At 57.1% G+C, this 24,049-nt stretch carries 22 protein-coding genes; 9 read left to right on the top strand and 13 right to left on the bottom strand.

Annotation, left to right across the window (positions count from 1 at the left end; translation table 11 throughout):
* Positions 1-489 precede the first annotated feature (489 nt).
* The 4 genes from ACOVRA_RS13465 (at position 490) to ACOVRA_RS13450 (ending at position 7,215) form a co-directional block, all read left to right on the top strand.
* Positions 490-4,452, top strand: a complete 3,963-nt coding sequence (locus ACOVRA_RS13465; protein WP_421720805.1) for an intermembrane phospholipid transport protein YdbH family protein — start codon at positions 490-492, stop codon at positions 4,450-4,452.
* Between the two features lie 96 nt (positions 4,453-4,548).
* Positions 4,549-5,484: an NAD(P)H-dependent flavin oxidoreductase gene (locus tag ACOVRA_RS13460; RefSeq protein WP_421720748.1), complete on the top strand. Its 936-nt coding sequence runs from the start codon at positions 4,549-4,551 to the stop codon at positions 5,482-5,484.
* Between the two features lie 3 nt (positions 5,485-5,487).
* Positions 5,488-6,297 carry an SDR family NAD(P)-dependent oxidoreductase gene (locus ACOVRA_RS13455; protein ID WP_421720747.1) on the top strand — a complete coding sequence of 270 codons (810 nt, stop codon included), beginning with the start codon at positions 5,488-5,490 and terminating at the stop codon, positions 6,295-6,297.
* A gap of 204 nt (positions 6,298-6,501) precedes the next feature.
* Complete coding sequence (locus tag ACOVRA_RS13450) at positions 6,502-7,215, top strand: TorF family putative porin (protein WP_421720746.1); 714 nt, start codon at positions 6,502-6,504, stop codon at positions 7,213-7,215.
* Between the two features lie 77 nt (positions 7,216-7,292).
* On the opposite strand, the gene ACOVRA_RS13445 is transcribed toward ACOVRA_RS13450, so the two are convergent.
* From ACOVRA_RS13445 to ACOVRA_RS13435, 3 genes are read right to left on the bottom strand one after another with little or no spacing between them, the layout of a single operon-like run.
* The gene (locus ACOVRA_RS13445) at positions 7,293-8,585 is read right to left on the bottom strand and encodes an HlyC/CorC family transporter (RefSeq protein ID WP_421720745.1); all 1,293 of its coding nucleotides are present in this window, start codon (positions 8,583-8,585) and stop codon (positions 7,293-7,295) included.
* Positions 8,582-9,694, bottom strand: coding sequence for a 3-dehydroquinate synthase (gene aroB / locus ACOVRA_RS13440; RefSeq protein ID WP_421720744.1), 1,113 nt, complete (start codon positions 9,692-9,694; stop codon positions 8,582-8,584). Before aroB ends, ACOVRA_RS13445 begins: the two co-directional genes overlap by 4 nt.
* Positions 9,691-10,254, bottom strand: coding sequence for a shikimate kinase (locus tag ACOVRA_RS13435; RefSeq protein ID WP_298230523.1), 564 nt, complete (start codon positions 10,252-10,254; stop codon positions 9,691-9,693). The genes aroB and ACOVRA_RS13435 overlap by 4 nt, the downstream gene beginning before the upstream one ends.
* Positions 10,255-10,436: 182 nt before the next feature.
* Between ACOVRA_RS13435 and ACOVRA_RS13430 the strand changes: the two genes are divergently transcribed.
* Together ACOVRA_RS13430 and nhaA are read left to right on the top strand one after the other, a co-directional pair.
* Positions 10,437-11,393 (top strand): calcium/sodium antiporter, encoded by a 957-nt coding sequence (locus tag ACOVRA_RS13430; protein WP_421720804.1) that lies wholly within the window; start codon positions 10,437-10,439, stop codon positions 11,391-11,393.
* Positions 11,394-11,422: 29 nt separating this feature from the next.
* Positions 11,423-12,670: a Na+/H+ antiporter NhaA gene (gene nhaA / locus ACOVRA_RS13425; protein WP_421720743.1), complete on the top strand. Its 1,248-nt coding sequence runs from the start codon at positions 11,423-11,425 to the stop codon at positions 12,668-12,670.
* A gap of 4 nt (positions 12,671-12,674) precedes the next feature.
* On the opposite strand, the gene ACOVRA_RS13420 is transcribed toward nhaA, so the two are convergent.
* Positions 12,675-12,974, bottom strand: a complete 300-nt coding sequence (locus ACOVRA_RS13420; RefSeq protein WP_421720742.1) for a BolA family protein — start codon at positions 12,972-12,974, stop codon at positions 12,675-12,677.
* Between the two features lie 51 nt (positions 12,975-13,025).
* Here ACOVRA_RS13420 and ACOVRA_RS13415 point away from each other — a divergent pair, with 51 nt between their 5' ends.
* Complete coding sequence (locus ACOVRA_RS13415; protein WP_290807220.1) at positions 13,026-13,640, top strand: J domain-containing protein; 615 nt, start codon at positions 13,026-13,028, stop codon at positions 13,638-13,640.
* Positions 13,641-13,886: 246 nt separating this feature from the next.
* A complete protein-coding gene (gene cobS / locus ACOVRA_RS13410; RefSeq protein WP_421720741.1) occupies positions 13,887-14,864 on the top strand; it encodes a cobaltochelatase subunit CobS in 978 nt (325 codons plus the stop codon).
* Positions 14,865-14,886: 22 nt separating this feature from the next.
* Here the strand turns inward: cobS and ACOVRA_RS13405 are convergent, their stop codons facing one another.
* The 4 genes from ACOVRA_RS13405 to ACOVRA_RS13390 form a co-directional block, all read right to left on the bottom strand.
* Positions 14,887-15,642, bottom strand: coding sequence for a Coq4 family protein (locus ACOVRA_RS13405; RefSeq protein ID WP_290807224.1), 756 nt, complete (start codon positions 15,640-15,642; stop codon positions 14,887-14,889).
* A 71-nt stretch (positions 15,643-15,713) separates the two neighbouring features.
* Entirely contained in the window at positions 15,714-15,911 is a 198-nt protein-coding gene (locus tag ACOVRA_RS13400; RefSeq protein WP_421720740.1) for a hypothetical protein, read from the bottom strand.
* A 13-nt stretch (positions 15,912-15,924) separates the two neighbouring features.
* On the bottom strand, positions 15,925-16,803 hold the full coding sequence (locus ACOVRA_RS13395; RefSeq protein ID WP_421720739.1) for an SPFH domain-containing protein: 879 nt from the start codon (positions 16,801-16,803) through the stop codon (positions 15,925-15,927).
* A gap of 284 nt (positions 16,804-17,087) precedes the next feature.
* The gene (locus ACOVRA_RS13390) at positions 17,088-17,660 is read right to left on the bottom strand and encodes a TetR/AcrR family transcriptional regulator (protein WP_421720738.1); all 573 of its coding nucleotides are present in this window, start codon (positions 17,658-17,660) and stop codon (positions 17,088-17,090) included.
* A gap of 98 nt (positions 17,661-17,758) precedes the next feature.
* Between ACOVRA_RS13390 and ACOVRA_RS13385 the strand changes: the two genes are divergently transcribed.
* Positions 17,759-18,199, top strand: a complete 441-nt coding sequence (locus ACOVRA_RS13385; protein WP_421720737.1) for a YiiD C-terminal domain-containing protein — start codon at positions 17,759-17,761, stop codon at positions 18,197-18,199.
* 328 nt (positions 18,200-18,527) lie between these two features.
* Here the strand turns inward: ACOVRA_RS13385 and ACOVRA_RS13380 are convergent, their stop codons facing one another.
* The 5 genes from ACOVRA_RS13380 to ACOVRA_RS13360 form a co-directional block, all read right to left on the bottom strand.
* Complete coding sequence (locus ACOVRA_RS13380; protein ID WP_421720736.1) at positions 18,528-19,037, bottom strand: CarD family transcriptional regulator; 510 nt, start codon at positions 19,035-19,037, stop codon at positions 18,528-18,530.
* A gap of 226 nt (positions 19,038-19,263) precedes the next feature.
* Positions 19,264-20,046 (bottom strand): pseudouridine synthase, encoded by a 783-nt coding sequence (locus tag ACOVRA_RS13375; RefSeq protein WP_421720735.1) that lies wholly within the window; start codon positions 20,044-20,046, stop codon positions 19,264-19,266.
* 57 nt (positions 20,047-20,103) lie between these two features.
* Positions 20,104-20,445 (bottom strand): ferredoxin FdxA, encoded by a 342-nt coding sequence (gene fdxA / locus ACOVRA_RS13370; RefSeq protein WP_290804621.1) that lies wholly within the window; start codon positions 20,443-20,445, stop codon positions 20,104-20,106.
* A gap of 4 nt (positions 20,446-20,449) precedes the next feature.
* Complete coding sequence (locus tag ACOVRA_RS13365; protein WP_290804623.1) at positions 20,450-20,806, bottom strand: RNA-binding S4 domain-containing protein; 357 nt, start codon at positions 20,804-20,806, stop codon at positions 20,450-20,452.
* Positions 20,803-23,901 (bottom strand): helicase-related protein, encoded by a 3,099-nt coding sequence (locus tag ACOVRA_RS13360; protein WP_421720734.1) that lies wholly within the window; start codon positions 23,899-23,901, stop codon positions 20,803-20,805. Before ACOVRA_RS13360 ends, ACOVRA_RS13365 begins: the two co-directional genes overlap by 4 nt.
* Between the last annotated feature and the right edge of the window lie 148 nt (positions 23,902-24,049).

The following is a 24,049-nucleotide window of genomic DNA, read 5'->3' as shown; positions in this document are numbered from 1 at the left end:
AGATTAAGTTCGGGTGTAAATCCCGCCCCGTTTAACCATACTTTGGCAGTTTTTTTTCTTATTGTGTTGCTTGAAATACACAAGTTTCAGCACAGAGCAACCCCTCCCCTCAGTCAGCGTCAATTTTCGTACCTGCAATTGCCTCTTTTTGGTCACTTTTGATCGCAGTTTGGTACAGGTTCGAGTGCCTATGATTAGGGGGTCGAGAAACCGGCCAGAGCAAGGTATACAGCTTGTATGAATGACCGAGTCCCGCCTCATGATGACCTTGATTCTGAGAACGAGACTCTAAGTGTTAACAAAGTTAACCAATTGAGTCGTAAAACTTATCTCCGTGGAACTTCGCGCCTTTGGGGCTTGGGAATCTTAGGACTCGCCTCAGCCGCGAGTTTGGGTTGGATCTGGCGGACCGATCTTGCGGAATCAGGCGTACAGTCCCTTTTGCATGAGCGTGGAATCGAAGGCGGAATTTCTTTCACAAAATTGTCAGTGAATGAGGCAACGATCCGAGATCTGCGTTTGGGTCCAGCCAGCGACCCGACGCTGTTTCTGCCGACGGCGACTTTGAGTTGGCATGTCGATGTTACCAGCGGCCGTTTGGTAATCGACCGACTAGAGGCGCAAGGTGCCAAGCTCCATATTGGCATGACCAAGAATGGCGAGTTGGACTTTGGCGCGCTCAAGCCTTTCTTGATCCCATCTGACAAACCGAGCCAAGTACGATTGGCCGATGTGGTGCTACGCGACACCCACCTGAGCTTTGATAGCCCATTGGGCCGAGGGTCGGCGCGCATTCATGCCACGGGCGGCGATCAGCAGGGGTGGCGCGCACAGGTGCTGGTTACCCCGCCCAAACGCGTTTCGGTCCAGTCATCAGACCGCCCGCTGGCCTTAGGGCTCGCCTTGCTGCCTGGGCAAAGGGATGCGGCAAGCCAGCAGGGTCAAACTCAAATTGGCGTAGCCCTGCAGCCCGACGGTCAAAGCTATCGCTTGGGCGACGTCCAGCTTGACCGCCTCGCGGGGGTGGCACAAGCGCTCGTGGTTCTCGACGGCAAGGGCGGGACGCGGGTGGAAACGCGGGCAATTGCCCTCAAGGCTCAAAAGGCCCGCATCCCGACTTTGACGATACAATCCCCCACTCTACGCGGTGGCACCGGACAGTGGCAGCATCAGGTCTCAGGCAGTCGGCCTTGGTCGGAGACGGGCTTTGGCGCGCTGATCGGCCGGTTTGAGGCCAAGTCCGTGCAGGCACCTCAAGGCATGTTTTACACGGTTGGCGTGGACTTTTCGACGGCCCGCACGAAAACAGGTCTCACCCGTCTCGACGTGAAGGGCAGTGGCGCTAAACTTTTGACGGCCCCTTCTTTGGGATGGCAGGCCGACAGCGCCGAGATTTCAGGCTTTGCTCAGGCGGTCTTGAAAGATCTACGCCAAGCCCCAGACGCGATTTGGGAGGGCCAAACCCTCCTCGCTTGGACGAACTTGGTTGGGCCCACGGCCCAAGTGCCAGATCCGGTTTCTGGAAAAGCGGGCCTCGCCTTTGTCTATGGACCTAAACAGGCGGAAGTGCGCTTGCAGGAAGCCGTCGACCTCGCGCTGCGCTCTGGCCCAAAGCTGCGCCTTATCCCTGACGGCAAAAGGCCACCGTTGATCCGCTTTGACCTAACCAAAGCGGAAGCAGCGCCTTTAGAAGCTTTTGGCGCTGGCGATATCGCCATCCAAGCGCCCAATTCTGGCAAAGGCCAAGGCCGATTGGAAGATTTTAGCTGGAACCCAGCTGGCTGGACCGTGGCTGCCCGCAACCTCAGCCTCAAGAATGTTCCGTTACCGGGCAATGGCTCAGGCTTTCTGGTTTCAGGCCAAGTGGCAGACCTCTCTTTGGCCGCTAAAGCGGGCGGGGTTCCAGTTGGCGCTGGACGTGGAACACTTGAGGTCGCCGCCAAAGCGGGTGCTGCAGGCCTCGGCCTTGGAGCCGGGCGGGCGAGGCTTACGGGGCAAGTGCGCGGTGACGGGCAAAATCTGACCGCTTCCCTTTCGGGTCCGGTGGAGGGCTTTGGCAAGAATGGCCCTGGCGCGCGTCAGGGGCGCATCGCCTTGGACGCCAAAGCAACCCGCAGCCAATCGATCTGGACGGTCGACTTGGACGGCCAAGTGGGCTCTGCCGGGTTCCGCTCCCCCGAGTTGAATGTGATTGATCTGACAGGTCGGCTAAAAGGTCGCGCCAGAGTGGGCACTTTACCCAATGTCGCACGCATCAATTCGGGTGCAAAAGCGCCGACCATTGCCGATCTTGCAAATTGGGATGCCAATCTAACCTTTACTGGCTCCGTGGAGCGCCTGACAGCCCAATCGTTTGGGATACGTGCCGGCGTCGTCTCCATCCCGATCACGGCCCGTGGCGATGGCCAAGCAGTTGAAGGCAATGCGACTGTTGCCCTCGTGGCTGAGACTTTGGCGTATGACGACAGCCACGTCGATGGTGTCCGAGCAGACTTGCCCATTCGCTTCCGCTCTGGAGCCGGCCAAGCGCCGCTTTGGCAGGCTTATAGCGATCTCAACGCCACCGCCGTTTCGCTTACGTCTGGCGAGAGCTTTTTGGAGGGCTTGCAGATAAGGGGTCCCGTTCAGGCTGTTCCGTCCGACGATGGTTTGGGCATGCTGATCCGGGGAGACAGTTGTTTGGCGGTTTCTGCTCAACAAGGGCGCTTTCCAGGTGACGCCAGCGTCGGCCCCGTCAAAACAAGCTTCTGCCCCGACCGGTTAGGCCGCTTTGCCAGCCTGACGGGCGGCAACCCTATTATCTACGCAGATGCCCGCTTTGAACCGCTTGAGCTGCGGCTGGGCGCGATGGAGGATGGCAGATCGCTGCGGCTTGGCGCGGTCCGTGGCGACTTCAGACCCTCACCGACGGGCGGCTGGCAATTGGACCTGACGTCCAAAGAGCTTGGCTATACATTCAAACTGCCCGACGGCGGCTTTGCAGAGCTCAATGCGCAGGATTCCAGCTTACGCCTCACGCCTGACCCCGGCGGCATGACATTACGCGGGCAATTGGCTGGATTGCGCGCCAAGGGTCTGCCTGTTCAGATTTCTGGAATCGCGACCGCCGACTTACAAGCGCGACGCACCGGAATTGTCGGCAGTCTCGCGTTTGAAAACCTTTTGGTGCGGGATGCGCCAACTTATTTCCCGACGCCGGACGCGAACGGCGAGCAGGTTGAACGCCCTGCCCGCTTTGGCATGCTGTCCCTCACCGGGGAAGGCACCATTAATGGCAGCCAAATCGACATTCAAAGCGACATCAGCTTGGCTGACTCTGGCACCTTTTTGGCGCGCGCGATCTTGAACCACAATGCGCAAACAGGTCTCGGCCGCCTCGATGCATTATCTGAGGCCATTTCTTTCGGCCAAATTCCGAAGAATGCGGCTGGCGTTGAGCAAGAGAATCGCCGCCCCTTGGATGCCGACGATATTGTACCTGCCCTGCAAGGCGTGATCTTGGACGTGGCTGGCGATGTCTCAGGCTCAGCCTCCATGGCTTGGGGCCCAAATCAGACGACTGTATCAGACGCTAAACTGTCGACCGCCAATCTCGACTTCCTGACAATGCTTGGCCCTGTGACGAATTTGACGGGTGAATTTTCGCTCGACGACTTGTTAAAAGTGCGCTCCGCCGGGCAGCAGGGCTTTACAGTCGCCCAATTTGACCCGGGCCTGCCAATCCAAGATGTCAATGTGGTGTTCGCCTTGCCGGGGGACAATACACTTCAATTGACCGACGCCAGTTGGCCATTTGCCGACGGCAAATTGTCTGTCCGTCCGGCAAGTTGGACATTCCGCGATGGAGACCAATCCTTCGCGGTCGATGTGGAAGATGTCGACCTCGCGAAATTCCTTGGCCTAACGAAGATCCCGAACCTGCAGATTGACGGCAAAGTCTCAGGCGTTTTCCCGATTGAAGTTCGCAACGGCAGTGTCGAGATTGTTGGCGGTAAGCTTCAGGCCCGTGATGGTGGCGGCAAAATCCGCTACACGGGCCCTGTGCCGGGCTCTGACCCCAAATCGCCAGCCAAGAAATTGCCTTGGTACCAAAGATGGTTTGCCCCCAAGCAACCCACGCCCGCGGAAATCGCGGCCCAAGCTCTGGCCGGGATCGAGTATGAGATTGATGTGATCACCGTCGACGGTCGCATCACCGGCGACCTGACTTTGGGGGTGGTTCTGGTCGGGGCCAATCCGCAAGTCCTGTCCGGCGTGCCGATCAAGCTCAATGTGAAGGCCACTCTGCCCGTCGGACAATTGACCGATATAGCCAACCGCTTCTTAGAGAGTGCAACGAACGCGGACATGCTGAAGGAATTGGACAAACTGGACCGCGCCCGCAACGGCAAGGGCATTATTCCCACCGCGGAAGAAGATAAGGCGGCACAAGCCCAAAAGGCTAAGCCTTAGACAAGTCAGAGGTTCTACCCGGATTCAGGCTTGACCTTGCCCAATGGCTTGGCCAAGACTTTCTCCAAGCAAAAACAATTTTGGGGAGCATTGCCTATGGCCTTACCAACTGCATTTCAGGGGCGCTTGCGCCTGCCCATCGTTGCGGCACCCATGTTTCTGGTATCTGGCCCGGAATTGGTCACAGCCTGCTGTAAGGCCGGTATCTTGGGGACATTTCCCGCGCTCAACCAACGCACGAGTGAAGGCTATGCCGAGTGGCTCGATCTCATCCAAGCCGCCTTGACCCCGCAAGATGCGCCCTTTGGCGTGAACCTCATTGTGCACAAGACAAATCCACGCTTGGCTGCGGACGTCAAAATCTCCAGCGACAAGAAAATTCCACTCGCGATCACCTCGCTTGGGGCCGTGAAGGATGTGGTGCAGGCCATTCATGACGGCGGCGGCCTCGTCTTCCACGATGTGACGAATATGAAGCATGCGGAAAAAGCGATGGAGGCGGGCGTTGATGGCCTGATCCCAGTCTGTGCCGGGGCCGGTGGCCATGCAGGCACGTTGTCACCTTTTGCGCTGGTCACAGAATTGCGCACCGCTTTTCCAGATACCTGCATCGCACTTTCGGGCGTGATGTCGACGGGTCGCCATGTTGCCACCGCCCGCATGTTAGGCGCGGACTTGGCCTATATGGGCACGCGTTTTATCGCGACCAATGAGAGCCGCGGCCAAGACAATTATAAGCAGATGATCGAGGACAGCGAAGCGGCCGACATTGTCTATACGCCTAAGATCAGCGGTATCCCGGCCAATTTCCTGATCCCATCGCTTCTGCAAAATGGTCTCGACCCCGTCACCATGGAGCCCAAGACCCATGTCGATATGGGCGAAGAACTCAATGCGGGCAAAGCTTGGTCGACCATCTGGTCGGCGGGGCAAGGCGTCGGGGCGATCCACGACACTTTGCCAGTCAAAGACCTCATTGATCGGCTTGAAACTGAGTATCGGGCCGCCCTTGCCGAAGCAAAAGGATTTTAGACCATGGCTAGTTTTGAAGACAAAGTCGCGATCATTACCGGGTCTGCAACTGGGCTAGGCGCATCCACCGCGTTAAAGCTATCTGCTTCAGGCGCACGCATCATCCTGAATTACTCCAAAAGCCAAGCCGAATGTGAAGCGACCGCGCAAGCCTGCTTGGCGGCTGGCGCAAAGGATGTGCGCGTTGTGCGAGGCAATGTCGCCATGGATGAAGATTGTCGCAAGATCGCGGCAGCCGCAGAGGACTGGGGCCAGGTGGACATTCTGGTCAATAATGCTGGCACAACCAAACACGCACCCAATCATGGTGATATGGACGCCTTAGAGGCCGAGGACTTCCTACATCTTTATAACGTCAATACGGTCGGCCCGTTTATGATGGTGCGGGCGGCAAAGCCCTTATTGCTCGCTGCTTATGCGAAAACCCAAAATGCGAGCTCAGTGGTGATGATCTCCTCCATTGCAGGCGTCATCGGGATTGGATCCTCGGTTGCCTATGCCGCGACCAAGGGTGCCCTGAATACGATGACTAAATCTTTGGCACGGGGTTTAGCCCCAGCGATTCGGGTCAATGCTGTCTGTCCTGGCTTTATTGATACGCGCTGGTTCACGGATGCATTCGGTGAAGACACCACCGCGAAAATCCGAGAAAACGTGAAGAAACAAGTGCCTCTGCAAGTTGCGTCGGGTCCGGACGATATTGCCGACACGGTTGCCTTCTTTTGTTCCTCCGCTTCACGACACATCACCGGTGAAACCTTGCTCGTGGATGCCGGACTCCATCTCGGCGCAAGCATCCGTGCACCAACATAAGTGTTCGCACGCTTATTAGTCATTTTTTGATGTTTTATGATTAAAGAAGATGCACGACGCGACTAATCGCGTCCGCCAGATGTTCAGTGCGATTGCAAACCAAGTGTTGCGCTGATGTCATAGCGGCGAAGCTCGAACTTCGCCAAAAAGGCGAAAGTAAATTACAAGGGGTCGCACCTTCCGCGGCTTCCACAGGGGACTAAAATGAAACTTAAAGCACTCCTTTTGGCAACTGCCTTGGTTTGTGGCGCTCCCGCCGTCGCTTCCGCTCAAGAAACCACCACCAGCGTGAACATTGGTGTGGCTTCTAGCTACCAATTCCGCGGCGTGACCCAAGCATTCGACGAAAGCCTTGACGCTCAGCCGCAAGTTTTCGGCGGTGTGGACCTGTCGGCTGGCTCTTTCTACGTCGGCACCTGGTTGTCGAACGTTGATTTCGGAACCGAAGCCAATTTGGAAGTCGACCTCTATGCTGGCTACAAGCCACAAGTCGGCCCTGTCACTTTGGACATCGGCGTTCTGGCCTACACCTACCCACAAGAGAGCAACCTCTTGGTTTATGAAGCCAAGTTGGCTGGTACTGTGGCCAGCGAGTCTGGCGTTTCGCTAACCGGTTCAATCTTCTACTCGCCAGAATATGGCAAAGATGGTCCTTCCTACTGGTATTACGAAGCTGCTGTGTCGGCTCCAATCCCAGGCGCAAAAGTTGGCCCATTTGCACTTTCCGCAAATGCCTCGGTCGGCACGATGGATCTCGAAGAGAACTTGCTCCTGGAATCCTACACCAACTGGAAAGTCGGTTTGACAGCTGCAACTGAAAGCGGCTGGGCAGTGGACTTGTTCTACACCGACACCGATGTGGATGGCTTGAAGCCATTCGAAGGCAAGGGCGTCGTTCAGTTGAAGCGCACCTTCTAAGAACGACTTCTAAAGTCACAACGAGAGGCCGTAAGCGCAAGCTTACGGCCTTTTTCTTTGCGCCATGACTGGACGCCTTACTCCTTGTCGCTGGCCACTTCCGGCGTGATGCGGATTGCCAAAATCTGATTGCGATGCTTGCGCAAGATCTGGAAGCGATAGCCGTGGAAGGCAAAGCGTTGGCCGGGATCGGGGATAGCTTGGGCCTCATGGATCACAAGACCGGCGATGGTCACAGCTTCCTCGTCGGGCAAATCCCAGTCCATGGCGCGATTAAGGTCACGAATAGGCACAGCCCCATCCACATTGACTGACCCATCTGGCTGCGGCCGCACGCCTTGAATGGCAATATCATGCTCGTCCACAATATCGCCGACGATTTCTTCTAAAATGTCCTCCAAGGTCACGAGACCTTGAAGCGCACCATATTCATCGACCACACAGGCGACATGGCTGCGACGCTTGAGGAATTCTTCTAATTGTTCCTTCAAGGTCGTGGTATCGGGCACGAACCAGGGCGGGCGAATGATGGCCTTCAGGTCAATTGCATCCAGATCGCCTTGCGCGTCGGCAATGGCTTGCAACAAATCCTTGGCGTGCAAAATCCCGACGATATTTTCTTGATCACCCTCATAGAGCGGCAGGCGCGAGTGCTGGGTCTGCAGCACTTGCATGACGATTTCGCGTGGCGGCAATTCCACATCAATCGTCTTCATATTCTTGCGGTGGATCATGACGTCTGAGACGTCGAGCTCTTCCAAATCAAGGACGCCTGCAACCCGGTCCCGATCCGACTTCTCCACGCTGCCTTCGTGCTTGCCGAGTTCAATCGCGCCGCGAATTTCTTCCATCGTTGCATCTTCATCGGTGACGCGGTCGAGCTTGACGCCAAAGATCTGCAGTGTCGCCCGCACGATCCAGCGCACCGCCGTTACAATCGGGCTCAACAGCGTGACAGACCATTGCACCGGCAGCGACACCCACCGTGCCGTCGCCTCTGGATATGAGAAGGCAAAGGTCTTGGGCATGACTTCGGCAAAGATCAAAACAATCGCCGTCACCAACGCCGTTGCGATGGCAATCGTCGTGGGCGCTTGGCCGAACAATTGTACCAAAAGCGCCGTCGTCAACGCACCCGCCAAAGTGTTGAGAAAGTTATTGCCCAAAAGCAGGGAGCCGATCAAACGGTCTGGGTTCTGAATGAGGCGATTGACGCGAGCAGCCCCTCGGTCGCCTTCCTTCTCAAGCTGAAACATCCGCGCGCGGGACGAAGAGGTGATCGACGTTTCGGCGGCAGAATAAAAGGCCGATAAAGCAATCAAAACAGCAACCAAAATCGCGGTTACGATGACCGTGGGGTCCATCGTCATTTTTGAACATCCTCTTTCAAAAAGGCACGGACGGCTTCGGCATCAACGCCCTTTTGTACAAAGGCCGCGCCAATGCCGCGCGTCAAAATCAGGGTCAGCGCCCCATTCTCATTCTTCTTATCATGGCTCATGGCCTCAAACAGCGCATCAGGTTGCCACGGGCCGCCGGGCAACAGGCTTGGCAGATGGGCAAGCCCGGCTGCGGCCAAAGCCCGCTCAGCCAAGAGGACGTCTTCGTGCGGGCAGAGACCTTGGGCATGGGAGAAGCGGAACGCCATGGCCATGCCGCACGCAACCGCTTCACCATGGCGCAGCACGCTTTCGTCAAAGCCGACGATGGCTTCAAACGCGTGGCCAAATGTATGGCCCAAATTGAGTAGCGCCCTTACCCCGGCTTCACGCTCATCTTCAGCAACAATGCGGGCTTTGGCTTGTACCGATTGACCAATGGCGTAGGCCAGATGCTCGACATTGCCAGCCAGCGCTGTCGGGGCATGCGCCAAACACCAGTCGAAGAAGGCCCTATCGCCTAAAAGGCCAATCTTTAAAATTTCCGCCCAGCCGGCCCGCAGATCCCGCGCTGGCAAAGTTGCCAGGCTGTCCAAATCTGCCAGCACATAACGTGGCTGCCAGAATAATCCGATCAGATTTTTGCCGGCACTCGCATTGATCGCGGTCTTACCACCGACCGAGGAATCGACTTGGGCCAGCAAGGTGGTGGGCACCTGCACAAAATCGATGCCCCGCTTGGTGATGCCCGCGGCAAAACCCGTCAAATCCCCCGTCACGCCGCCGCCAAAGGCGATGATCAGGTCAGAGCGCTCCAGATTGAGCTTCAAAAGCGCTTCGGTGACACGTTCGAGGCTGGCAAAGCTTTTGCTGCCCTCACCGGGCGCGATCTCGATCACATCCCACTGGATACCCGCTTCAGTGAGGCTTTTCGAAAATAACCCACCATGCAGTGCCCAAGCTGTCGAATCCGCAATGATCGCCACACGCGGCCGCTTCATCAATGGGCGGATCAGGGTGCCCGCTTCTGACAACAGACCCCGGCCGATATCGACAACATAGGACCTTTGATCCAAAGCCACTTGAATGGTTTGCTTCACGCCACGCTCTCCAAATCGCCATGCGCCCGCAGTGCAGCGATGACGGCATCGACCGTGATATGGTGTGGGCCTTCACGGGACTCCACGACTATGTCTGCCTCAGCATAGGTCGGATAGCGTACTTCCATCAATTTTTCCATGATTTCGCGCGGGTCGCCTGCGCGTAGGAGGGGGCGATCATCGCGGCGCGACACGCGCTTGACCAAAGTCTCCAAATCCGCGCGCAACCAGACAGTCGTAGCCCGCTGGCGCAGCATCACACGCGTGACGGGGTTCATAAAGGCCCCACCGCCCGTCGCCAAAATATGAGGTGGCTCTTCTAGTATGCGGGCAATCACCCGCCGTTCACCGGCCCGAAACTCATCCTCACCGCGCTCGGCAAAGATATCAGCAATCGGCCTGCCCGCGGCAATCACGATCTCATCATCGGCGTCTTTGAACGGGACATTCAAATGCGCGGCGAGGCGGCGTCCAACCGACGACTTCCCCGCCCCCATGAGGCCAACCAGCGCCACGGTCCGTTTGAGCGGAACAGGAAAGGGTGGCTGCGCTTGAAACATGGCCTAAACGTAACGCCACGCGGGCTTTGGTGCAATAAGAGCATGGACAAACAACAGCATTGTCACTTTTGAATCACAGACTATTCATGCGAATTTAATTGCCTCTCATACAGCTCTCCGTCATGGAGACGGCAATGGCATACCGCTTTGAACCTGCCAGTTGTTAGATGGAAGGCACCGTGATGGATATCGCAATCTCTTTGGCTATTGGTTTGGTCATGTTGGTCATTGGCGGTGATCTTTTGGTCCGTGGTTCGGTGACGGCGGCAAAAAGCATGGGCGTATCGCCTCTGCTGATTGGTTTGACCTTGGTTGGCTTTGGCACCTCGACGCCGGAACTTGTCACCAGTGTCACCGCTGCCATGGAAGGCTCACCCGGGATCGCGGTTGGCAATGTCGTCGGGTCCAATATTGCCAACGTCCTTCTGATACTTGGCGCGTCGGCCGTGATCTATCCTTTGGTGATTGATCCAAAAGGCTTCAAGCGCGACATTATCGTGCTGATCCTTTCCAGTTTTGCGCTGCTCGCCGTGGTACTGGTTGGCTTTATGCCAGCTTGGGTAGGCATCCTCTTCATTCTCTCGCTGTTTGGTTATGTCTATTTCGTCTATCGGCAAGAGAAGCAGCATCCTGACGAAGCCGCCGTGGTTTTAGAGCACCGCGTTGAAGATGTGCCCAAAGGCCCTAAGGGCATTCTCCTGCCCTTAGCTTTAGCCGTCGGCGGGATTGCGATCACGATTTTTGGTGCGCGTTTCTTCGTCAATGGTGCTGTTGATCTGGCCAAAGGTTTTGGCGTTTCTGATACGATTATCGGCCTCACCGTCGTTGCCGTGGGCACATCCATGCCGGAACTCGTAACCTCAATCACGGCAGCCTTTCGTAAGCATGCCGATGTGGCTTACGGCAATATTGTCGGCTCCAATATCTTCAACGTCTTATTCGTCCTTGGGGCCACCTCCTTGGTCAAGCCGATTGAGATCCCGAAACAGATCATCCAGTTTGACATTTGGGTGCTGCTGGCAACCACCGCCCTCCTGGTTTTCTTTGCTCGCTCCGGCCTTAAACTCATGCGCTGGGAAGGGTTTGTATTCCTCGCTGGATTTGTGGCCTATACGTCGTTCTTGATCTCGATTGCGTGAGACCTTGCACGGGTTTCTAAGGAGTTATCATGGCCAGCACGTCCTCTGACGCCAAATATTTTGGATTCCTGCCACAAGAAGCCGTGCCGGGCGCGCTGCTGGTTGCCGCAGCCATCGCGGCGATGATTGTGGTGAACTCCCCCTTAGCTGGCCTCTATCACGCAATTTTGGACACCAAGGTGACAGTCGGGCCAACAGGCGGCGGGATCGAGATGAAATTCTCCTATTGGATCAAGAATGGTCTGATGGCGATTTTCTTCTTTTTTGTCGGTCTTGAGCTCAAGCGGGAGTTGTTGGAAGGCCAATTGTCCAATCCCGCTGCTGCGATACTGCCGATTGTTAGTGCCGCAGGCGGCATGGCGATCCCGGCCTTAATCTTTTTGTTCTTCGCCGCACCTGCAGGCTTTGGCCATGGCTGGGCGATCCCTGCTGCCACCGACATTGCTTTCGCTCTGGGCGTTCTGTCCCTCTTGGGTAATCGCGTCCCCCCTGCCCTAAAGGCCTTTTTGCTGGCAGTTGCTGTGGTGGATGATTTGGGCGCGATCGTAATTGTGGCCTTTTTCTACACCGAAACCCTCCATATCCATTATTTAGTGCAAGCCGCTGTGGTTCTGGGCGTTCTCATCGCCATGAACCGCTTCAAAGTCCGCTCGATCGGCCTTTATGTCCTGATCGGTGTCGTTCTCTGGGTGTTCATGCACCAAAGTGGCGTGAGTGGCACGATTGCGGGCGTACTGGTTGCCGCCTGTGTGCCAATGCGCGACCGCCACGATAAATCCCCGCTGCACGAGGCGGAGCATGACTTCAGGCCTTGGGTGCTGTTTGGCATTATGCCTGTGTTTGCCTTTGCCAATGCGGGCGTCGATCTGGCGGGGGCTGAGAAATATCTGACCCATCCCGTGACCTTGGGCGCTGCTCTTGGCCTTGTGCTGGGCAAGCCTATTGGCATCGCGCTCAGCGGCTTTGCGGCCGCCAAGGTGATGCGGGCAAAGCTTCCGGGCACCTTTCCACAAATGGTAGGCGTGGCTTGCGTTGCGGGCATTGGCTTTACCATGAGCCTGTTTATCGGGGCCTTGGCCTTTAAGGACCCAAGCCTTGCTACCCCAACACGGCTTGGCGTGTATGCGGGCTCAGTGATCTCCGCTGTTTTAGGGCTCTTGATCCTATCGCGGTTTTTGCCGTCATCAGACCAAGTCGCCAACGCGGCGGGGGAGGATGAGACCGCGCCCTTCATCAAGCCAGAACCCGTGTTTGAAGCCCGCGACCGCGCCGACTAAGCACTTAAGCCGGCGCATCAGCCTTCAGCGCTAAAGCATGGACAGGCCCGGCCAGCTCTTCGGCCAAAACCTGATAGATGGCGCGCTGGCGGGCCACTCGGTTTAGGCCGGCAAAAGCGGCGCTGACAATGGTGACCGAAAAGTGGGTCTCGCCAATGCCCGTCGCGGATCCACCTTGCTTTGCCGCATGAACGGCGGCTCCAGCGTGGCCGGCATGGCTTGCACTTTCGTCCAAGATTTCAAGCACTAAGGGCGTAAAGGCCTCGGTCAGCTTTTTTCGCATCTGTATTTGCACGGGTCCCATCGGTCATTCGTCCTTGTCTGTAGCGGCAGTCAAACGCATATTAGGACCCTCATGACAGATTCATTCTCCTACCGCCCTAAATTTGTGGACATTCGGGTGCGAAAGCCACCGGTTGTCAAAGTAAACCCCGATGTCCAAATGTGCGAGCACGATGGATGTGGGGCCGAAGCGACCTGTCGCGCGCCCAAAAGCCGCGATAATCCGGGCGAGATCTGGCATTTCTGCGAGAAGCACGCGGCGCTCTACAATAAGAACTGGAACTTCTTCGAGGGCATGACCGAAGATGATGCGCGCGCGCATCGTGACGCCGCCTCTCATGGTGGCAGACCGACTTGGACATTCCGGGCCAGCGCGAATTCCCCAGACGCCCACGTCTATAAAAAAGCGGCGACAGGTGAAGACCCGAAAGACCCCTTGGCGAGCCGTCGTGCAACCGGCCGGGCAGCGCCTGATAGCCCAGATACACGACCAACAGCGCCGGTCCTTAAAGCGCTCGATACGCTGGGTCTTGATGCTCATGCCGATCGCGCCAAAGTTCGCAGTACCTATGCCGCCCTTGTCCGACAGTATCACCCAGACTCAAACGGGGGGGATAGAAGTGCGGAAACCCGCCTCAATGCGGTGGTCAAGGCCTATAAGGTTCTCAAGACCGCGCGTCGCGCTTAAGACTTGTTGTTGTCATCCCGGACGGCGAAGCCGATCCGGGACCTCCTGCCGCAAAGTCCCCTGAGGTCCCCGCTCTCCGCTAATGCTCTGGCGGGGACGACAGGCCCGGCTGGAAGCCCCCAACACCTGCCAAAATCCCTCGCAAAAATGTCACAGCGCACCATGTCAGCAGTTCGAACAGAAATGCATGCTTGACGGCGCGCGTCTGATCCTCAAACAAGACCTTAAGAGGACCTGATAACGACCATGACTGATACATTGACTGCCGCTCTGCCTGACACGACTGTTTCGGTCGAAAACGTTTTTGGTTTCGCTTCCCAGCTGACGGTTCCAGCTTTCAGCCAGTCCAACGAATATGTCCCCGAACTGGATCCGACCTATAAGTTTGATCCTCAAACCACCCGCGCCATTCTGGCGGGCTTTGCCCATAATCGTCGGGTGATGATCCAGGGCTATCACGGCACGGGCAAGTCGACCCATATTGAGCAAGTCGCTGCCCGCCTGAACTGGCCTTTGGTGCGCGTCAATCTCGACAGCCATGTCAGCCGCATCGATCTGGTCGGCAAGGACGCCATCGTGCTCAAAGACGGCAAACAGATCACCGAATTCCGCGAAGGCATTCTGCCTTGGGCGCTGCAGCGCAATGTCGCCTTGGTGTTTGACGAATATGACGCCGGCCGCCCCGATGTGATGTTCGTGATCCAGCGCGTTTTGGAAGCCTCTGGCCGTTTGACCTTGTTAGACCAAAACAAAGTGATCAAGCCACATCCAGCTTTCCGCCTGTTCGCCACCACCAACACCATTGGTCTGGGCGACACAACGGGCCTCTATCACGGCACCCAACAGATTAACCAAGGCCAGATGGACCGTTGGTCAATCGTCACCACGCTCAATTATCTCGACCACGACGTTGAGACCGACATCGTGGCCGCTAAGTTGGGCGAGACCGACCCTGTCAAGCGCGCGGAATTGGGCAAGATGGTGCGCGTTGCCGATATGACACGCAATGCGTTCATGAACGGCGATATCTCAACCGTCATGAGTCCACGTACCGTGATCACTTGGGCGCAGAATGCCGATATCTTTGAAGATGTTGGACTGGCCTTCCGCCTCACCTTCTTGAACAAGTGTGACGAGCTAGAGCGGCCAACCGTGGCTGAATTCTATCAACGTTGCTTTGGCGCAGACTTGCCAGAAGCGGCACACCGCGTTCGGGTCGCCTAAGCGAAAAGCGCTTGTGGCCGCGTTAAGCGGCCACAACCCCGCCTTTGAGGTTCGCTGGAATGCCATCGCGTTCGCTGGCTGGGATTTCCAGATAATAAGTTGGCGCTGAGATGTTCAAGCGCTTACGCGCGGCATCCAAAGGTTCTGCCAACAGACGCTCATAATGCTGGACCGGCAACCAAGCGGCCTTGCGACCATTCTGATAGGCCTGCCAAACCGCCTTAAACACGGGCCGTCCAGGCAAGAGACGCTGAAGCTCACGCCCAGCGGCAAAGCCAATCAGCGCAAAGCCCAAAGACCGGGTTTGCGGGAAGGAAAACGAGACCACGCACGCCTCGCCCAAAGCATCGGTTTGATAGCCGCTGAGGACGTGCCACAAATCGTGCACATCACGCATGCGACGGCCATACCAAGCAAAAGGATGCAGCGAGTCGATTTCATCACCGGTTGCGCGGCTCTCTTCAGCCAAGCCTTCGGCCGAGATTTTACGCCCCTGCACAAAGGCCAGATAGGCGCGACCAACACTGCCTTCAGGCAGTTTGGCCAAAGTCTCATGGTCATCCAAAATGGGCTGCAACTCCACCCTGTCATAGGCGATGCGACCGCCTTCAGCCGAGCGAAGCAGGCGCGCATAGCCATTCGGGATCGAACGGCCAGACAGCGCACGCATGATTTCAAAAACGGCTTTGGTGTCTTCTTTATTATTCAGCAAGCGGCCAATGCCACGCGCTGCTGCACCAAAGTCATAGCCGATACGGGAGAGGAGAGTTTCAGTCATAAACGGTCTCTAACAAAATGTCGCAGGCTCGTAAAGTGACGCATACGTCATTTTTGTAAAAAAGTGGTGAACTAGCTTTCATCCTCTGGCGTACTCTCTGGCGCGTCCTCTGGCTTCATTGCGATGCCGCGCTTGGCCAAGGCTTCGCGCAGCAGCACTTCAACTTGAACATTGGCCGAGCGAAACTCAGCAGCCGCCAGCCGTTCTACCGCGCTCAGCACCTGAGGGCTGATGCGCAATAGAAACGGCTTACGGGGCTTGGCGGCCATTCCTCACCCCGCCTTAATAGAGCGTGCCAGCGTTGACGACGGGTTGAGCCTCACGGTCGGCGCAAAGCACGACCAAAAGGTTCGAGACCATCTGAGCCTTGCGTTCCTCGTCCAAGGTGACAACACCCCGAGCCGACAATTGCTCCAGCGCGCTTTCCACCATGCCGACGGCACCCATCACGATCAATTGGCGGGCGGCCAGAATCGCTTGGGCTTGCTGACGCTTCAACATGGCACCGGCAATTTCGGTGGCATAGGCAAGGTGCGAGATACGGGCTTCATCAACCGCCATCCCGCCGACTGCCAAGCGCTGGTTCAAGCGCTGGCCCAATAAGGTCGCCACGTCTTCGGCGTGACCGCGTAGGGTCAGCTCGCCCTCTGCCGCATGGTCATAAGAATAATGGGCGGCGATATCGCGCAAGGCCGTATCAATCTCAATCCGGCTAAAGCGCTCATAATCATCGACGTCAAACAAGGCTTGTGCCGAGTCCTGCACGCGCCAGACGACATTGGCGGCGATTTCAATTGGATTGCCGTCCTTGTCATTCACTTTCAGCTTGTCGGACGTGACGTTGCGAACGCGCATCGATATTTTCTTGCGCGTCAACCAAGGCCAAACCCAGCGCAAACCGGTTGCGCGGTCGGTGCCACGATAGGCACCAAACAGCAAAATCGCCACCGCCTCATTGGGCTGGATGGAATAAAAGCCACCCATGCCGACAGAACCTAAACCGATCAGAATAATGGCTGCGCCGAAATAAGTATCGCCCGCCCCAGTTACAAACAGATAAATCGAAAAAGCAATCGCCAGCACAAATGCCAGAAACAAGGGCACGCCGGGCAAAGACAAGGTGGGACGTTCCACCGTGCGGTTAATTTCAGTCCGAGACATCTCAAACTCCTCTTCTCAGTATCAATATGATATCACTTTGTGATCATATTGCAAGCGGAAATCGAATTTTCGCTCTCAGCAGGCGCTCTGGCAGCGATGACATTGTGGAAATGAAGCCCCTTCAGTCCCTTCGGGACACATCGGCGTATACGCCGATACCCCACAAGTGGGGAAGCGGGAGGCTCAACTGCTCCCGCTGCCGCTTCCCCATTTATGGGGAAGCTCCGGCGAAGCCGGTGAAGGGGTGTTTCAGCACATTTAATGGCAGTTCAGCGCCCCCCCCCTCAATCCACCAACCCACTCTCCAAGATGCGGGCGCGGATAAAATCATAAGCCAGATCGGGGGATGCGGCGCGTAACGCCCCCGCGCGCCATAAGTCGAATAGGCCGTGCGCCAAACCCCAGGCGGAGAAGACACGATTGCGCACGGCCTCTTCCCCTGCCCCGTCGTCAAAAGCTTGTGTTGCCAAGGCAATCACACGGCGGACCTGCGGGCCGGGCACAGGCTCGGCTAACAGCGCAGTTGAGCGCAGCGAGAACATCAAGCGGTAGAGACTAGGCTCATCAAAGGCAAAGCGCAGAAAGCCGTCGATGACCGACAAGGCGGTAAGATCGGCTCCAACAGGAATCCTCCCGGCCAAGAGGGCAAACCCTTCAGCCGCGACAGCCTGCTTTAGCGCATCCTTGTCGGCAAAATAGCGGTAGAGGGCCCGGTGACTAACCCCGATTTCGGCTGCCAATTCGCGCACGGTTGGCAATTCCTCCTCGCCCTTGCGCAGGCGCGCAACCACGGCCGCCAGCGCCGCCTCTTTTAAGGAGCCATGATGATAGGGCTGGTCTGAGTCGGACTTTGGCATGATCAACCCATCTTTAAGCCAGCCCGCGCGCCTGACAACCGCCTTGACAGCCGATGTAGCTCAAATGTATCCATTGGATACATTTAGGAGAAAAAGCTATGTATGACATGATCAAAACTCACCTCGGCAGCGCTGTGCCCTTTGCCACGACAACGGGGGTTACGATACTCGACCTTGGGGCGGGTGCGGCTACAGCCAGCCTTGAGCAACGCCCCGAAGTTAATAATCATATCGCCAGCATGCACGCGGGGGCCTTGTTCACTTTGGGCGAAGCCGCATCGGGTGCTGCCATGAGTGGTGCTTTTGTCGAACAGCTGCTGCAAGTGCGCCCCATCGCGACCGATGCGTCGATTGAGTATGTGAAGATCGCCAAGGGCACGATCACGGCAAAAGCAAAAACCAGCGAACCCGCCGCCGACCTTCTGGCGCGCTTGACCTCGGACGGCAAAGTCCGCTTTCAAGTCGATGTAACGCTGAGCAATGAGAGCGATCAAGAAGTTGCCCATATGAAAGTAGGTTGGCTGGTCTCGGCCAGGTAAGCGTTCGAAATTGCGCTGATGCTAAGGGCACTTCCCGTGGGGGTGGATAGATTGGGTCGTTGGTGGGGGGGGGCTGAGCTTGAAGGCCATTTCACTTGGAAGGCCTTTGCAGCAGGCGATGCCTACGCAAAGGCCGCGTTCCAGTGCGTTTGCGCGCAAGAGGAGGAGTCAAGGATAGCGCAGCTTGCCCTTGAAACGTTCCAAAGCAAATCAAGCTTGGGCACTCACTGGATCAAAAGCGGTTGTCGGCCCATACACAGCCCAGCCACAAAAAATCCCGGCTGGACCAACCAACCGGGATCTTTTGATCTTCAAAGAAGAATGTCGCTTAAGCGGCGCGGGTTGCCAAAGTGCCGGTCAATTTCTTGATGGCCTCTTCGCGGTTGACGCTTTCGATCGCAGCCACTTCACGGGCCATGCGGTCGAGGGCAGATTCATACAATTGCCGCTCAGAATAGGATTGCTCTGGCTGGTCGGTTGCACGATGAAGATCGCGAACCACTTCGGCGATTGAAATCAGGTCACCCGAATTGATCTTCGCTTCATATTCTTGGGCGCGACGGCTCCACATCGCGCGTTTGATGCGCGCACGGCCGGTCAAGGTCTTTAAAGCGTCGTCCATAATGGAAGGGCCAGACAAGGCCCGCAGGCCGCCCGTTTTCACTTTCGACGTTGGAACGCGCAGAGTCATTTTGTCTTGATCAAACGCAATGACGAAAACTTCCAGGCTCATGCCTGCTACCGTTTGGGATTCGATCCCCGTGATCCGGCCAACGCCATGCGCTGGATAAACCACATAGTCACCAATTTGGAATGTTATCTTCTTAACGTCGCTCATCGCGAACTCACCCTCGCACCATGCCAGCCCGCCAGAGACAAAAAGCTACTTGCACCGCCACGCGCTTTCCTAAAAAAGATCGTTACGATGTTGTGTCTGTTTGCTTCGTAAGGCTGGGGTCCACCAGAGAATGCTGTGCAGGACTGCACCAGCCCCGTTTATATATCATAAATGTTTCAGAAAGTGAAGCGCGCAGGATGCGACAGCCTCGGACGTTACCTCTGGGCTAACTTGCTACGGTCGTCTGGGTGCCGCCAATCAGGCCCTGACGTTCGGAAGCGGTCAACAGACGCCACTTGCCCTCGGGCAAGTCACCCAGCGTCAAGGTGCCGATCCGGATCCGACACAGATCGACCACATAGAGGCCCACCGCCTCGCACATCCGCCGGATTTGCCTGTTACGGCCCTCAGTCAGAATGAAGCGCAAACGGTAGCGGCCAATCACTTCAACCACGGCAGGCTTGAGCTGGCGACCGTCGAGCACCAGCCCATAGCGCAGCTTTTCCAAGGCCCAGTCAGTGATGATGCCTTCAATGGCAACAAGATATTCCTTCTCAAGGCCAGATTGGGGGCCGATCAAGGCTTTGGCTAGGACACCATCTTCAGAGAGCACCAGCAGGCCGCGCGAATCCATGTCTAAGCGGCCGACAGGTGCCAAGCTCATCTCATCATCGGGAATGATCTCGGACGTGCCGACCAGATTTTCGGCCGTGAGCAAGCGGATCGCCGGAACTTGTCCCGGCTCAGGATGGGCCGAGACGATACCTGGCGGCTTGTTGATGACGATGGAGAAGCGATTGTCGAGTTGGGACTTGCCGGCTTCAGCAATCGTCAAAGTTTGGCCGGGCTGGATCTTGCGGCCCATATCAGCGACGGTTTCGCCATCGATGGAGACAAGGCCCGCGTCAATCAAAGCTTCAGCTTCGCGCCGCGAGCACACGCCCGTTTGGCCCATCCATTTATTGACGCGCATCGGCTCTGCGCCGTCATAGGTTTTGGACCAACTCATCAGACGAACTCCAAAGGCCTCGCGACCTTCTCTTGGGCGAAAATTTAGGCCCGCCGCTTAATTGCCTTCGCCGGGATTGGGCGAGAAATATTTCTCAAACTTGCCGTCTTCTTTAGCAAAGTCATCGCGGTCCGCTGGCGGCTCGCCCTTCACAGTGATGTTGGGCCAAATCTTGGCATAGTCGGAATTGACCTTCAGCCACTTGCCGTCTGGCTCATCTTCCGTGTCAGGCTTGATCGCATCCACGGGGCACTCAGGCTCACACACCCCGCAATCGATGCATTCGTCAGGGTGGATCACCAAGAAGTTCTCGCCTTCGTAGAAGCAATCTACGGGACACACTTCGATACAATCCATATATTTGCACTTCACGCAGGCGTCAGTCACGATGTAGGTCATGGTCCTAGCGGTGGCTCCTCAACAGTTTTTCGGCGCCGATGTGACCGCGCTGACCCGAAAGGTCAACCTCGTCCCGGCTGATTGCGGTATTATAGAGCAGAACAGCTTCCGATGCAGGCCCTCGCCTCACACCTAGAGCGAGAATTTCTACATGGAAGGGGTGACCTGCAATGGCGAAAGCCAAAACATCCCCTGGCGCGATCGTATAGCCGGGCTTGTCAATCTTGCGGACGGCCAAACCGCCCCGTGCGAGGCGCACCCCTTTGCGAGAGACGAATTCCGTCGCCAAGCTGCGGGTCTTAAAAAAGCGGGCGCGCCACAGCCAAACGTCTAGCCGGGCGCGATCGGCCTCCTCACTCATTCAGATTGCGGCTCCACGACAGGCGCGGGCTGACCACCACCACCGCCTTTTTGCGGCTTCTTGCCCTTATGCTTTTTAGACGACTGTCCGCCTTTAGCTGACTTGGCGGGTTCTGCCGTCAACTTCAAAGCGGCCAAGACGGCAAATGGGTTGTTCGGATCAACCGTGCCACCACCGGAATTCGGACGCGGTGGGGCAGCCGCAAAGCTGCGACCTTCCCCATTGCGATGCGGCGGACGGCCACTATCTGGCCGCTTAAATCCACCTTCGCGTGGCGGGCGATTGCCATCGCGACGCTCACCTTGCGCGGGACGTTGACCCTCAGGACGGGGTGGACGCGGTTCACGGGGTGCGGACTCGGTCGCGGCTTGCCCTTGTGGGCGGGGGTTGGGCGCGCGATTGGGAGTGCCGCGCTTGAACGGACGCTGATCGGTGCGCGGCGGCTTGGCCCGTTTCCGCCGCCACAAAGTGACGGTTTCCATCGTTGCAGGCTCGCCGACTTCTGCGGCTTCTAAGACTTCGGGCGCTTCAGCAACTTCTGGCGTTGCCTCAACAACAGGCTCCACGCCTGTGTCAGGCTCTGCATCGGGCGCCGGTTCGACATCGGGCGTGCCGCCTTCATTGACTTCAGCCTCACTGGCCGCCTCGGTAACGAGGTCAACGGCAACAGCTTCAACTGGCTTTACAGGCCGGGTGGTCTCAAACTTCTCCCAGCCCAAAGCTTCTACGACGGCTTCGGCATCTTCGTTGGAGGCCCCCAGCAGCGACACGATGACAGCGGGGAACACGCAAGGCCCTTTGGCTGCTTCAGCCGCTTCAAACAAAGCGTCGGCAATCCGGTCGACAATATCCAGCCGCACAGCGCGTTGGCCAAAGGCGCGGAAGCCAGCCGCTGCCAAGGGCTTGGCCTCCACAGGGCTGGTCAAGGTAAAGCTTGTCACCCCCAAAGGCGGCAAGAAAGGTGCGCTGACGGCAGGATCGCCACCGCCTGCGAAGAAGGCAAACAAAGCATGTAAGCGTGCAGGCCGCGGCTTTAGGAGGGCTGGCGCATAAATATTGGCACGGCCAAAACGCAAGCCCACGGCACGAAGGGCTTTGCGATCATCTTGCGACAATTGCTTGATGTCGGCATCGAGCTCAGTCCGGTCCATCACGCCACCGGCTTCGGCAACCCGATAAGCCACACCCCGAGCCAAGCCCTTCAAGCTCTCACCTTCGGCCGCTTCGGCCAAAGCCTTCAGAGGCACCAAGTCCCGCGCCACAATTTCGAGCAACCAATTGTCGAGCCGCTCTTGGGCGCGCTTCATCACATCTTCTGGGGCCAGCTCGCCGCCAATCATCACGGCCTTTGGCTTCAACAAGGGCTGGCGGCCCATCAGCTTGGCAATCTCATCGCCGCGCCAAATAATCACGCCCAGATCTGACAGCACAAAGTCATTGATGCCACCTGTCGCGATTGCTTCGAGACGACGTGTGAGTTCAGGCCGCAAGGCTTGGAACGCGGCATTCTTCACGGCGCGTTCTTCAAGACCTGAGGCTTGCGGATCTGCCTGAAAGCGCAAACCGACGAGGCGGCCAATTGCATGGCCTTCCACTGTCACTTCGCCGGTTTCATTCACGTCAACTTCCATGGCATTTTCCCGTTTGAGGCCCTTCAACAGGGCGGAGGTACGCTTATCAATGAAGCGCTGCATTAAGCGCTCGTGGAGTGTATCAGATAGACGGTCTTCTATCACCCGTGTTTGGCCTTGCCAGTGTCTATTTTCATCAACCCAGTCAGATCGGTTCGCGACATAGGTCCAAGTGCGGATTGCTGCCAATCTTTGTTGCAATTGTTCAATATCACCATCGGTTCTGTCGAGCTCATTTACTCTACGCGCGAACCAATCAGATGGGATCAATCCTTTAGGCTTAAGCAGGTGTTCGGCCAATCCCTCAATCAGATGAACATGTTCATCTTGGGGCGCTTTGCGAAAATCGGGTAGCTGACACGCGTCCCAGAGGCGGCGCACCCCCACAGAAGAGCGCGTGAGGGGTTGGACCCACGCCAGAATCGCCAAGCGGCGAAACGCCTCTTCATCAATCGCGCCGCGCGACCGCTTGAGCGAGGGGTGTGGCGATGGCGCTTCGAGTGAGGCAATCAAGGCTTGGCATGAGCGGTAGTCGAGGTCCGACGTCCGCCATTCCAAGGCATCGACCGGCTCAAACTGATGACCCTCCACCCGTTCAATCGTCTCGGCATCGAGGTCTGGGCAATCAGCGGTTTCACCAAACGTGCCATCGGTGCGAAAGCGGCCCGCGCGGCCGGCAATTTGAGCGATCTCATCGGCACGCAACGGCCTGTGCCTGCGGCCATCAAACTTCGACAGACTGGCAAACGCCACATGGTCGACATCCATATTGAGGCCCATGCCAATCGCATCGGTGGCAACGAGAAAATCGACTTCTCCAGATTGATAGAGCGCGACTTGCGCATTGCGGGTGCGCGGGCTCAACGCCCCCATCACAACCGCCGCGCCGCCCTTATGACGGCGGATCAGTTCGGCGATGGCATAGACTTCTTCCTGGCTGAAGGCGACGATGGCACTGCGCCGGGCCAGCTTGGTAATCTTTTTCACGCCCGTATAGCTCAAGGTCGACAAGCGCTCGCGCCGCTCAATCTCAATGCCCGGGATCATGGCGCGGATCATGGGCCGCATGGTGTCCGAGCCTAGGAACATCGTCTCGGCTTGGCCGCGCGCACGCAATAGACGGTCGGTAAAGATATGCCCGCGATCGGGATCGGCACAGAGTTGGATTTCGTCGATGGCAATAAAGGAAAAGGGCCGGTCTAGCGGCATGGCCTCCACCGTGGCGACAAAATAGCGCGCAGAGGCTGGCACAATCCGCTCCTCCCCCGTCACCAACGCGACGTGGCCGACTCCTTTTTGCTTAACGATGCGATCATAGACTTCGCGCGCTAAAAGACGCAGCGGCAAACCGATCATGCCCGTGGGATGGCCCAGCATACGCTCCACCGCCAAATGGGTCTTGCCCGTATTGGTCGGGCCCAAAACGGCCCACACCCGGCTATCGCGATCAATCAGTCCAACCATGGGGTCAGACCTAGAGTTTTATTGTGTCAGGGGAAACCCTCAACTGCGGTTCGAGGCTCCCACACCCATAGCCCCGCCAAGAAAACCTCGCGAGGGTGCACCATAAAGAGGGGCCGGGGCGCGTGGTATGCGCCAAATGAAGTGGGCC

The sequence above is a fragment of the Aquidulcibacter sp. genome (genome assembly GCF_049239865.1).
GTDB lineage: Bacteria > Pseudomonadota > Alphaproteobacteria > Caulobacterales > Aquidulcibacteraceae > Aquidulcibacter.
Note: the sequence above shows the minus strand (reverse complement) of the source record. Positions and strands in the feature narration are given on the sequence as shown.

Bases quoted from the DNA above. Each gene is read 5' to 3' on its own strand.
- ACOVRA_RS13460 (WP_421720748.1), top strand. From the start codon at position 4,549: ATGGCCTTACCAACTGCATTTCAGGGGCGCTTGCGCCTGCCCATCGTT.
- ACOVRA_RS13455 (WP_421720747.1), top strand. From the start codon at position 5,488: ATGGCTAGTTTTGAAGACAAAGTCGCGATCATTACCGGGTCTGCAACT.
- ACOVRA_RS13450 (WP_421720746.1), top strand. From the start codon at position 6,502: ATGAAACTTAAAGCACTCCTTTTGGCAACTGCCTTGGTTTGTGGCGCT.
- ACOVRA_RS13445 (WP_421720745.1), bottom strand. From the start codon at position 8,585: ATGACGATGGACCCCACGGTCATCGTAACCGCGATTTTGGTTGCTGTT.
- ACOVRA_RS13435 (WP_298230523.1), bottom strand. From the start codon at position 10,254: ATGTTTCAAGCGCAGCCACCCTTTCCTGTTCCGCTCAAACGGACCGTG.
- ACOVRA_RS13430 (WP_421720804.1), top strand. From the start codon at position 10,437: ATGGATATCGCAATCTCTTTGGCTATTGGTTTGGTCATGTTGGTCATT.
- nhaA (WP_421720743.1), top strand. From the start codon at position 11,423: ATGGCCAGCACGTCCTCTGACGCCAAATATTTTGGATTCCTGCCACAA.
- ACOVRA_RS13420 (WP_421720742.1), bottom strand. From the start codon at position 12,974: ATGGGACCCGTGCAAATACAGATGCGAAAAAAGCTGACCGAGGCCTTT.
- ACOVRA_RS13415 (WP_290807220.1), top strand. From the start codon at position 13,026: ATGACAGATTCATTCTCCTACCGCCCTAAATTTGTGGACATTCGGGTG.
- cobS (WP_421720741.1), top strand. From the start codon at position 13,887: ATGACTGATACATTGACTGCCGCTCTGCCTGACACGACTGTTTCGGTC.
- ACOVRA_RS13405 (WP_290807224.1), bottom strand. From the start codon at position 15,642: ATGACTGAAACTCTCCTCTCCCGTATCGGCTATGACTTTGGTGCAGCA.
- ACOVRA_RS13400 (WP_421720740.1), bottom strand. From the start codon at position 15,911: ATGGCCGCCAAGCCCCGTAAGCCGTTTCTATTGCGCATCAGCCCTCAG.
- ACOVRA_RS13395 (WP_421720739.1), bottom strand. From the start codon at position 16,803: ATGTCTCGGACTGAAATTAACCGCACGGTGGAACGTCCCACCTTGTCT.
- ACOVRA_RS13390 (WP_421720738.1), bottom strand. From the start codon at position 17,660: ATGCCAAAGTCCGACTCAGACCAGCCCTATCATCATGGCTCCTTAAAA.
- ACOVRA_RS13385 (WP_421720737.1), top strand. From the start codon at position 17,759: ATGTATGACATGATCAAAACTCACCTCGGCAGCGCTGTGCCCTTTGCC.
- ACOVRA_RS13380 (WP_421720736.1), bottom strand. From the start codon at position 19,037: ATGAGCGACGTTAAGAAGATAACATTCCAAATTGGTGACTATGTGGTT.
- ACOVRA_RS13375 (WP_421720735.1), bottom strand. From the start codon at position 20,046: ATGAGTTGGTCCAAAACCTATGACGGCGCAGAGCCGATGCGCGTCAAT.
- fdxA (WP_290804621.1), bottom strand. From the start codon at position 20,445: ATGACCTACATCGTGACTGACGCCTGCGTGAAGTGCAAATATATGGAT.
- ACOVRA_RS13365 (WP_290804623.1), bottom strand. From the start codon at position 20,806: ATGAGTGAGGAGGCCGATCGCGCCCGGCTAGACGTTTGGCTGTGGCGC.
- ACOVRA_RS13360 (WP_421720734.1), bottom strand. From the start codon at position 23,901: ATGGTTGGACTGATTGATCGCGATAGCCGGGTGTGGGCCGTTTTGGGC.